Raw genomic sequence first — 9447 nt, 5'->3', positions numbered from 1 at the left:
CTATTGTGCCACAGCTAGTTCCATTACTTAAAGACTCGGATGCAAATGTGCGTCGCAGTGCAGCCTCTGCTTTGGGGGGTATGGGTGCAGAAGCTAAAACTGTTGTGCCGCAGCTAGTTCCATTACTTAAAGACTCGGATGCGAATGTGCGTAGCAGTGTAGCCTCTGCTTTGGGGGGTATGGGTGCAGAAGCTAAAACTGTTGTGCCGCAGCTAGTTCCATTACTTAAAGACTCGGATGTAAATGTGCGTATCAGTGTAGCCTCTGCTTTGGGGGGTATGGGTGCAGAAGCTAAAACTGTTGTGCCGCAGCTAGTTCCATTACTTAAAGACTCGGATGCAAATGTGCGTGGCCTTACAGCACTCACTTTGGGGAGAATCGGTGCAGAAACTAAAACTGCTGTGCCTCAGCTAATTCCCCTGCTTAAAGACCCTAATGAATATGTGCATGACAGTGCAGCCAATGCTTTGGTGAGTATTGCTCTTAGTCTTCAAGAAAAAGCAAAGATACTAACTTCAACGGAGTTAAATCAGGCTGTATCAAACTTAGAATCAGCCTTGAAAATTCTGGAAAACTCTAAGCTTGAATCTGATAAACCATATTTATATTTAGACTCAGAATCAAAACCAATGATCGCAAATCTCCGTATATACATCAATGTTCTCAAAACCGAACAAAGAGATCGCCTATTCGTAAAATCAATTATCCAAAATCCCTACTTCTGGGGAACTGGAATTTACTTATTTTTACTCTTCGGAACCTTTGCCATCCGCCCACTGTGGCTGCTAAAAATATACGAAACCTTAAAACCGATCGGCTTTAAAATACCTGTTCTCGGCACAGATGTATCTCTCGGTTTCTTGATCTTCTTCAAATACCATCCCAAAGTTCTCGATGCTTGGGTATCAGCACATATCGTAGCGACGCGAAAGGAATTTCAACAACGGGAAACAGTGGGCGAACGGAAAATTTTCGTCCCCATGCCCGTCATCCTTGACAACAACACAATTGCCACCCTTAAAGGCAAAGACTTGCAGCCGACATTTGCTCAAAAACGCGGTTGCTTGTTGATTTGGGAAGAAGGGGGAGCGGGAAAAACCAGTTTAGCTTGTCAGATTGGCAAATGGGCGATGTCGGATACTTCTGAAGAACGCATTTGCGAGCATCGAATGCTGCCAGTTCTCATCGAAGAAGAACTCAACATAAAAGTAGCAGAAGGCAAACAACCATTCATCGAAGCAATTCGCGGTCAATTGCAAGATTTAACCGACACTGCTGAGCCGATTTCTGAAGAATTATTACAACAATTGCTCAAACAGCGGCGCATTCTAGTCATCGTCGATCATTTCTCAGAAATGAGCGAACAAACACGGACAGCAATTAAACCGGGAATGCCAGATTTTCCTGTTAATGCTTTGCTCGTAACTTCGCGGCTGCAAGAAGATTTAGATAAAGTCACCAAGACAACAATCAAACCCCTCCGCATTGCCGGAAATCGGTTGTCATCGTTCATGGAAAGCTATCTCAGCCAACAGCAAAAGCGCGAGTTATTCAGCGATACAGAATTTTTCAATGCCTGCATCCAACTATCAACTATTGTCGGCGACAGAAACATCACCGTTTTGCTAGCTAAACTCTATGCCGAGCAACTCATTGCCAAGAAAGAAGGCACAACCGACGGCAATTTACCCGATAATATTGCTGAGTTGATGCTTCACTATTTAAATAAACTTAACCGCAGCGTCACAGAGAATAATATCGGCGATGCCACCATCCATAAAGATGCTAAAATCATAGCTTGGGAATGCCTGAAGTCAACCTATCGCCCCGCAGCAGCCAACCGTCAAAATGCGATAATTGCTCTGGGTGAAGATACGGCAGAAGCGCGAATCAAGTATTTAGAAGACAAACTCAGAATCATCCAAACAAAAGGTGTCACCCGCGATCGAATTCACTTTGCTTTAGATCCAGTAGCCGAGTATTTAGCCGCGTTGCATTTGCTAGATATTAACGGCAAAGATGAGAGTAAATGGCAAAATTTCTTGCAGGTAGCAGACTCTCAAAATTCACCACAGGCGATCGAAGGTTTTATGCTAGCAGTAAAAGATTGCTATCTCGATCGCATTCCCAGTGCCAAAGATACCGACTTTCTGCCACAACAAATCGCATTGCGCTATAATGCAACAAATACCGCAGTGCCTGTATCTCCTTAATATCACATCCGTTATCAATTTAATGGGTGGTTGCAGATATCTCGATCCCCCTAAATCCCCCTTAAGAAGGGGGACTTTGACCAGAATCTTGTCCTTAAGAAGGGAGACTTTGACCAGAATCTTGTCCCCCCCTTATTAAGGGGGGTTAGGGGGGATCGGAGTCTATGCAGCAGTCAACAATCATTCCGGTGCAACCGGAATTGATATCACATCTCGCAGGGATATTTGTATAACAATGTACATACCAGATTCGCAATCTTCCCAAGCAAAAGTGCTGCCGACGATGTACGATCTACCTAGTGAAGACCCGGAGGAACCCGGTTTGCCTGACGAATATCATCAGTGGCAAGCACAACTTTTGTCTGCTAGCTGCATTCCCCCTAATTATCCAGCCGATCGCACATTTTCAGCCAGCGATCTGAATCTATACTACGACTCGAACCATCTCAATTGGTACAAAAGACCTGATTGGTATTTAGTTGTAGGCGTTTCCAGATTTTACCAAGACAGAGACTTGCGCCAAAGTTACGTCATTTGGGACGAAGCAGTCAATCCTTTAATTGCGATCGAATTTCTGTCACCAAGTACGGAAGATGAAGATTTGGGGCTGACAGAATCAGAGCCAAATAAGCCTCCGACTAAGTGGCAGGTTTACGAAAGAATTTTGAAAATTCCTTATTACTTTGTGTTTAGCAAATACAACAACCAATTGAGAGTATTTCGCTTAATTGGCAACCGTTACCGCGAACAAGTGCTAACAGGTTCTCGATTCTGGATACCTGAAATACAATTAAGTTTGGGTTTGTGGGAAGGTGCTTTCCTCCAAAATCAAAGATTGTGGCTGCGCTGGTACGATATTAACGGGAATTTGGTTCTGATTCCCGAAGAATCTGAAAGACAGCGAGCTCAATTGGAAAGCCAACGAGCAGAATTGGAAAGCCAACGAGCAGAATTTGAAAGGCAGCAAGCTGAAATTGAAAGACAGCAAGCTGAATCAGAAAGGCAACGTGCTGAATTTGAAAAACAGCAAGCTGAATCTGAAAGGGAGCGAGCAAATCGTTTAGCCGATCGCCTCCGAGCAATGGGCATTAATCCAGATGAGCTCTAAAATTAAATAATCGGACTTTCTCTGTCATCCGACAGTAAAATTAGTTTGTAGTAAGGAATGCAAGTCCTTCACTGCTGAGGACTAAAGTCCTCACTACAAACATTCTTTTAAACTGTAAGATGAAATACTAGCGTCAAATGCTGCTAGCACTGCCCATAAAAATTTATTAACTAAAAATAACTTATGCCAGAACCTACTTCATTGCGCGATCGCTACCTAGCACTGATCGATAAAATTGTCGAAATTACCCTCAAAGGTCAAATTCGCTCTAAAGAACAAGTATATCAAATGTTGGTGCAAGACATTGGCACCGGCACCGGCGAAATCTTTGAACGCTGTTTCGGCGAACGCTTAGATGCCACTGACAACCTGCTCAGAAATGAAAAGGATGAAATCAAACAAGCCAAGGCAAATCGCAGCCTCAGAGCGCTAAAAACTATCCAAGGAGAATGGGAACGTTGGCAGAAGGATAACCGCGTCGATCGCGAAATCGCAGCTTCCATCCAACAAATCCTTACCGCCGAATCTAACGGCCGCCTCCTGGCAATATTGCAAATCATCGATCCCAATAAAGAACATCCGCTGACTCTCGATCAATTGCAGCAATTGTCAAAATCGGTGCACCAACAAATGCTGCAAACTACCAATCCCGAAACCGAACGAGATTTGCAGCAAATCACAGCCGGGATTGCTAAAGGTTTAGAATCTTGGCAGCGCTTGGAACCGGAACTCGTCGGTTGGATTTATCAGCCACAGCAGCTAGGATTCGCCGGTAGTCCCGAACAAAATGGGCCTTGGGCTTTTTGGGCTAAAAAAGTTAATAGTGCCTTTGTTAATGCTCTTTTACAGACTATTGCCAGGGGTGATTCTATCGTTGAATTTGCAGCCAAGCAGTCTAATGTAGAATTAGGTACTTTGCTAGAATTGGCGATTATTTTGCAGTGTTTGCAACGGGCTTTGGTGACGTGGTTCGACAAGCAAGTTTATGATTCCAAGGTGTCCACAAAAGCTTCGATTTCTACTTATATTACTTTTTCGGTAATTTGGAGTCAGCTAGCTAGTGGATTTAATAATTCTACTAAGAGCGGCGAACAGTTGGCAAATGCTTGTTTTCAAGTAACTTTGCAAATTTTACGCACTTTTTCTCAGCGGGAATACTTTCCGCTTTACGGCGGGATTTTTGCTTCGTTTGACGGTAAAGCTTTGCGGCATACTTTGGATTATTTAGATGAACCGCTGCGGCGTGTTGAAGGTACTCAAGCGAAGGCTCGGATTTTGACGCTTTTGGGTTATTCGATGCAGGCGGCTGGGGCTTACGAACGATCGATCTTACTGCACAAGCAATCCCTGGAAATTGCCCGCAGCGAAGGAGATAAAGCTTGCGAAGTCGCCAATCTCAATCACATCAGCCGCAATTATGTTGCTCAAAAAAACTATCAGGAAGCGATCAATTACAGCCAACGGGCTTTGATTATGGCACGGCAGGCGGGAGAGCGACAAGGTGAGGCGAACGCGCTGGCTAATTTGGGCTACAGCGAGGTGTTTCAGGCGCGGCAGTTGGAGGAGGTGGAACCGGAGGTTTATGAAAGTGCGATCGGCTATTTGGAGCAAGGTTTGTTATTATCCGAGAAATTGGGCGATCGGCAAAGTCAAGCTTTTTGCTCTAGCAGCCTCGGTATTGCTAAAATTGCCTTGGAAAATGCTGCTGGTGCGATCGAGTATTTGGTCAAAGGTTGGCAAGCTGCTCAATTTTCCGGCGACTTATATCTCCAAGGTCTCAATTTGGCTTATTTAGCTCAAGCTTATTACAGTCTGAATGAGCTAGAACAAGCGATTTTTGCTGGCTGTTTGGGGATGTATACTTTGGAGCAAATTGGGGCGATGGAATGGCGACAATCGGCTGGTTTGCTGACTATTTTGCGCGGACAAATGGGGGCGGAATCTTTTAAACAGTCTTTGGCGAAAAGTCGATCCCGCATCATGCCAGTAATTGGTGTTGATGGCTACGATTATATTCCGGAATTGTTGGAAAAATACCAGCAATCTATTTGAACAATCCAGGTTTGTAGTGAGGACTTTAGTCCTTTCTTTTCTGAGGACTAAAGTCCTCACTACAAACCTAATTACTTTACTACAAACCTAATTACAATCTAGGTTTGTAGTGAGGACTTTAGTCCTTTCTTTTCTGAGGACTAAAGTCCTCACTACAAACCTAATTACTTTACTACAAACCTAATTACAATCTAGGTTTGTAGTGAGGACTAAAGTCCTTTCTTTTCTGAGGACTAAAGTCCTCACTACAAACCTAATTACTTTACTACAGACCTAATTACAATCTAGGTTTGTAGTGAGGACTAAAGTCCTTTCTTTTCTGAGGACTTTAGTCCTCACTACAAACCTAATTACTTGACTACAAACCTAATTACTTCTCGACTATCACCGGCGTGCCAACTGCGACTTTCTCAAATAAAGCTTGGGCATCCTTGTCGAACATTCTGACACAACCGTGAGAAGCCGCTCGCCCGATCGACTCTGGATTCGGAGTACCGTGAAAACCAATCACATTTTTACCATCCGTCCAAAACCCGATCCACCTGCTTCCCAGCGGATTGTCCGGCCCTGCAGGAACAAGTTCTCCAGTCCAAGGATGTTCCCAAACTGGATCTTTAATCATGTGTGTAATTTTAAAATTCCCCGTGGGAGTTTCCCACCCGCCTTTCCCCACAGCCACCGGGAAACTGGCTTGCACCTTATTTTTGCGGTAAACATAGACCCGGCGTTCTCGCAATTTCAGCACTAAACGCACTTCCTCAATGGCATTTTGCGGCGCGTTTGGTTCCTGCGGAAGATACTGAGACGGTTCGCCTAATGGTGGCAGTTCGGGAACTCCGAGATTTGGCAATTTTACATCAGATTTTGGCTGCTGGGCGATCGCCCTATTGCTCAAATTAGCCACCTGTTCGGCTGCTACCTGCTGCTGGAGGGGAACCGACAGCGCCGCTGCGCTCAAACTCAGCACAATTAAGTTGTTAAATAAAAATTTGCTGTTCACCATTATTTTGTTCGCTAAACTCCTCACCAGCCGTTCCTACAAATTTCCTATCTAATTATCCGCAAACTCGACCGGACAGCCACATTTTAGAGATGGCTTTTTTACTGTCAATGCCCTGCCCAGTTTTGAGTTTCCATTCTACAAATCATAACTCATTTAACTGCCACAAAATTGGTTTGTAGTGATGAATGCGATTCCAGGAAATTTGATGCGGACTAAAGTCCTCACTACAAACCAATATTTTTTGTTGTCAGTAATTTTACGGAGATGAGAGAACTAAACACAAAACTTGCCAGAAATAATTCCTTGAAAGATTCGGGGTTTGGCGTAGAAATTAAAATCAGACTATTCATTACTCCAATCCTCGGACTTCCAGGCAGAGGTTGCTGTCAACTATTAATTGTCAACTGTCAACTGTCAACTGTCAACTGAATGAAGCACTAATATCAAAGAAACCGGGATTTTATAGGGCTAACGGTGGGATTCCGCTAGAGATTTTTGCGAACAAATTCAGTTGATGGGTAAATCTTGCAAGTCAATGATTGAATTTTACCTCCGACTCATTTGATTTTTTTATCTGTGGCAGACTGGCGATCGCAAATTGAAACTATGGCGCTGCTGCATCCGGCAAGCATAATCTGTCTGTTGGCAGAGTTTGCCGCCCGTGCCACCACAGTTAGAGGGGCGCAAAAAAACGGAAACGGTCGATCGAACAAACTCAATATATCACGCCGACACTCTAGAGATGCGAAGCACTGAACTTCTTGTAACTGGGGAACTTTTGATGTATAATTCAGTCTTTGAAAACTTGTTCGATAATCTTTTTTTGAGATTGTCCTAAATTTACTACTCCGGGGATTAAACTGGATTAGGTTTAAAGGTTGGGACTTTCGCGCAGCGGAAGCAAGCCCGACCCTGAATAGCAGTTAATGTGAGGTTTCAATGCGTCTTCAGAAGATCAAATTATTTACAGGTGCAACCCTGTCGGTACTAATATCGGCGGTTTCAGTGAATCCTGCGATGGCCAACCCTCCAATTGAAATAGCCCAAACGCAGAGCACCACAACAGCCAACGCTCAAACCATTATTGGTTTTGTCAAAAATATTGTCGGCGACATAGTAACAATTAGCCCAGAAAGCGGGCCGTACAGGACTCTCAGGATTCAAAGATGTATCCTGAGAATTACGTCTCTGGTACCGGGAATGAAAGTCAGAGCCACCGTAGCCGGAGATCAGGTAGAAAGACTCGTCGTGATCCCCGATTATAAAGTAGTCTCTACCACAGTTGTTCGTCCCCCCGCTCCAGCACCGCGTCCGGCCCCTGAACCGCCACCGCGTCCGGCTCCCGCTCCCCGCCCAGTTCCTCGTCCCGCTCCCGCTCCGGCTCCGCGTCCGATTCCGGCTCCGCGTCCAGCTCCTCCTGTGAGAGGACTTTGGTAGAACTAGATTTCTAACCAGAATTAAGCCACCGCGCTCGGTGGCTTTGCTTTTTCAGAGCAGTTACAATTAAGATAATTGTCCAGCAATTGTTGAGAAATCGCTGCTATGTATTACCTGCGTTTCTTGCTGCTAATTCTGCTGTTACCCCTGGTTGCGTGCGATCGAGCTACCGATGCTACAGCGACTCCTGTACCCGCACCAACTCCCCTGTCGCAAATTCCCTCCGTTGCACCGCTGACAAATGTCCGCACCAATCAAACTGTACCAACCAAGCCGCTATCGCCGCAGCCGATCCGCATTGTTGCAACTGCTTTGCCGCAGCCTTTCGCCACCCAAAGCGCCTCGAAACCTCCTCAAGTAGTACCGATTCCCCCATCGCCAGTGCTGCAAGTCCCTCCGGGCTTTGTCGTCACCGTTTTTGCTGACAATTTAGACGCTCCCCGATGGCTGGCTTTGACGCCGACAGGAGATGTTTTGGTAACAGAAACCCGGCAGAATCGGATTAGGCTGCTCAGGGATGCCAACGGTGATGGCGTTGCTGAGGTGAACATGACTTTTGCTAGCGCCCAAAACGGCTTAAATATTCCCTTTGGCATGGCTTTTGCCGATCGCTATTTCTTCCTGGGAAATACCGATGAAGTCCGCCGATTTCCCTACACAAGAGGACAAGAACAATTAACAGGTACTGGTGAAAAAATTGCCAATTTACCGGGCGGCGGCTACAATCAACACTGGACGCGAAATGTTGTCGCTTCCCCCAACAACCGCCAGTTGTTTGTATCAGTTGGTTCCCAATCTAATGCCGACTCCGAACCCTTACCCAGGGCGTCGGTGCAAGTGATGAATTTGGACGGTACAAACCAGCAAACTTTTGCTTCCGGTTTGCGAAATCCGGTGGGATTGGATTTTCACCCAAAAACCAATCAACTCTACACGACAGTCAACGAGCGCGACGGTTTGGGAGATGATTTGGTGCCGGATTACTTGACCAGAATTCGTCAAGGCGAGTTTTACGGCTGGCCATACACTTATTTTAAGCCAAATTTGCTCGACCCGCGCCACGTCAAAAATGGAAAGAGCGATCGGCCTGATTTAGCCGCTAAAACATTGACGCCAGACGTACTGTTTCAGGCACATTCGGCAGCTTTGGGACTTCAGTTTTACGACGGGAAAACGTTTCCCAAAAGATTTCTGAACGGGGCGTTTGTAGCGTTTCGCGGCAGTTGGAACCGGAATGCAGGAACAGGTTATAAAATTGTGTTTGTACCTTTTAATGCGGCGACTGGACGCCCTCAAGGTTATTATGAGGACTTTCTGACTGGTTTTCTCACCGATCCGTCGGGCCCGAAAACTTGGGGGAGGCCTGTTGGTTTGCTGGTTTTACCTGATGGGAGTTTGTTGTTTACTGAGGAAGCGAACAACCGGATTTATCGGGTGCAGTATCCCCGGTGAGCAAAGGGCAAGGACATTTTTTAAAAGACAAGATCGTATGTGGTAAAATAACGTTTTATAGCAATCCTAAATCATTTTCTATGTATCGGTAGTATAGGTGTACTGATTGATTTTGGGGAAATTAAATTTATGTTCCTTGGTGAAAAACTCAAACAAAAATTTGACGATTTTAAAAGACTTAC

At 45.3% G+C, this 9447-nt stretch carries 8 protein-coding genes; 7 read left to right on the top strand and 1 reads right to left on the bottom strand.

Features of this window, described 5'->3' with window-relative positions:
• From QZ918_RS32275 to QZ918_RS32265, 3 genes are all read left to right on the top strand, one after another.
• Window positions 1-2213, top strand: a 2213-nt coding sequence (locus QZ918_RS32275) for a HEAT repeat domain-containing protein (protein WP_293342989.1), incomplete at its 5' end; no start/stop codon positions are given.
• 235 nt (window positions 2214-2448) lie between these two features.
• On the top strand, window positions 2449-3321 hold the full coding sequence (locus tag QZ918_RS32270; RefSeq protein WP_293342986.1) for a Uma2 family endonuclease: 873 nt from the start codon (window positions 2449-2451) through the stop codon (window positions 3319-3321).
• Between the two features lie 183 nt (window positions 3322-3504).
• Window positions 3505-5373 (top strand): tetratricopeptide repeat protein, encoded by a 1869-nt coding sequence (locus tag QZ918_RS32265; RefSeq protein WP_293342984.1) that lies wholly within the window; start codon window positions 3505-3507, stop codon window positions 5371-5373.
• A 370-nt stretch (window positions 5374-5743) separates the two neighbouring features.
• Here the strand turns inward: QZ918_RS32265 and QZ918_RS32260 are convergent, their stop codons facing one another.
• A complete protein-coding gene (locus QZ918_RS32260) occupies window positions 5744-6376 on the bottom strand; it encodes a L,D-transpeptidase (protein WP_293342981.1) in 633 nt (210 codons plus the stop codon).
• Window positions 6377-6640: 264 nt separating this feature from the next.
• Here QZ918_RS32260 and QZ918_RS32255 point away from each other — a divergent pair, with 264 nt between their 5' ends.
• The 4 genes from QZ918_RS32255 (at window position 6641) to QZ918_RS32240 (ending at window position 9265) form a co-directional block, all read left to right on the top strand.
• Entirely contained in the window at window positions 6641-6805 is a 165-nt protein-coding gene (locus QZ918_RS32255; protein ID WP_293342979.1) for a hypothetical protein, read from the top strand.
• A 132-nt stretch (window positions 6806-6937) separates the two neighbouring features.
• Window positions 6938-7132, top strand: coding sequence for a hypothetical protein (locus tag QZ918_RS32250; RefSeq protein WP_293342976.1), 195 nt, complete (start codon window positions 6938-6940; stop codon window positions 7130-7132).
• Window positions 7133-7315: 183 nt separating this feature from the next.
• Window positions 7316-7813: an autotransporter gene (locus QZ918_RS32245; protein WP_293342973.1), complete on the top strand. Its 498-nt coding sequence runs from the start codon at window positions 7316-7318 to the stop codon at window positions 7811-7813.
• A gap of 105 nt (window positions 7814-7918) precedes the next feature.
• Window positions 7919-9265, top strand: coding sequence for a PQQ-dependent sugar dehydrogenase (locus QZ918_RS32240; RefSeq protein ID WP_293342970.1), 1347 nt, complete (start codon window positions 7919-7921; stop codon window positions 9263-9265).
• Window positions 9266-9447: the final 182 nt, after the last annotated feature.

Origin of the sequence: Microcoleus sp. CAWBG58, from assembly GCF_020883045.1 — a bacterium.
Classification (GTDB): domain Bacteria; phylum Cyanobacteriota; class Cyanobacteriia; order Cyanobacteriales; family Microcoleaceae; genus Microcoleus.
The sequence above is the reverse complement of the archived record's forward strand: the minus strand, read 5'-3'. Positions and strand labels throughout refer to the sequence as shown.

Excerpts from the sequence above, each read along its gene's own strand:
- QZ918_RS32270 (WP_293342986.1), top strand. The coding sequence starts at position 2,449 with ATGTACATACCAGATTCGCAATCTTCCCAAGCAAAAGTGCTGCCGACG.
- QZ918_RS32265 (WP_293342984.1), top strand. The coding sequence starts at position 3,505 with ATGCCAGAACCTACTTCATTGCGCGATCGCTACCTAGCACTGATCGAT.
- QZ918_RS32260 (WP_293342981.1), bottom strand. The coding sequence starts at position 6,376 with ATGGTGAACAGCAAATTTTTATTTAACAACTTAATTGTGCTGAGTTTG.
- QZ918_RS32255 (WP_293342979.1), top strand. The coding sequence starts at position 6,641 with ATGAGAGAACTAAACACAAAACTTGCCAGAAATAATTCCTTGAAAGAT.
- QZ918_RS32245 (WP_293342973.1), top strand. The coding sequence starts at position 7,316 with ATGCGTCTTCAGAAGATCAAATTATTTACAGGTGCAACCCTGTCGGTA.
- QZ918_RS32240 (WP_293342970.1), top strand. The coding sequence starts at position 7,919 with ATGTATTACCTGCGTTTCTTGCTGCTAATTCTGCTGTTACCCCTGGTT.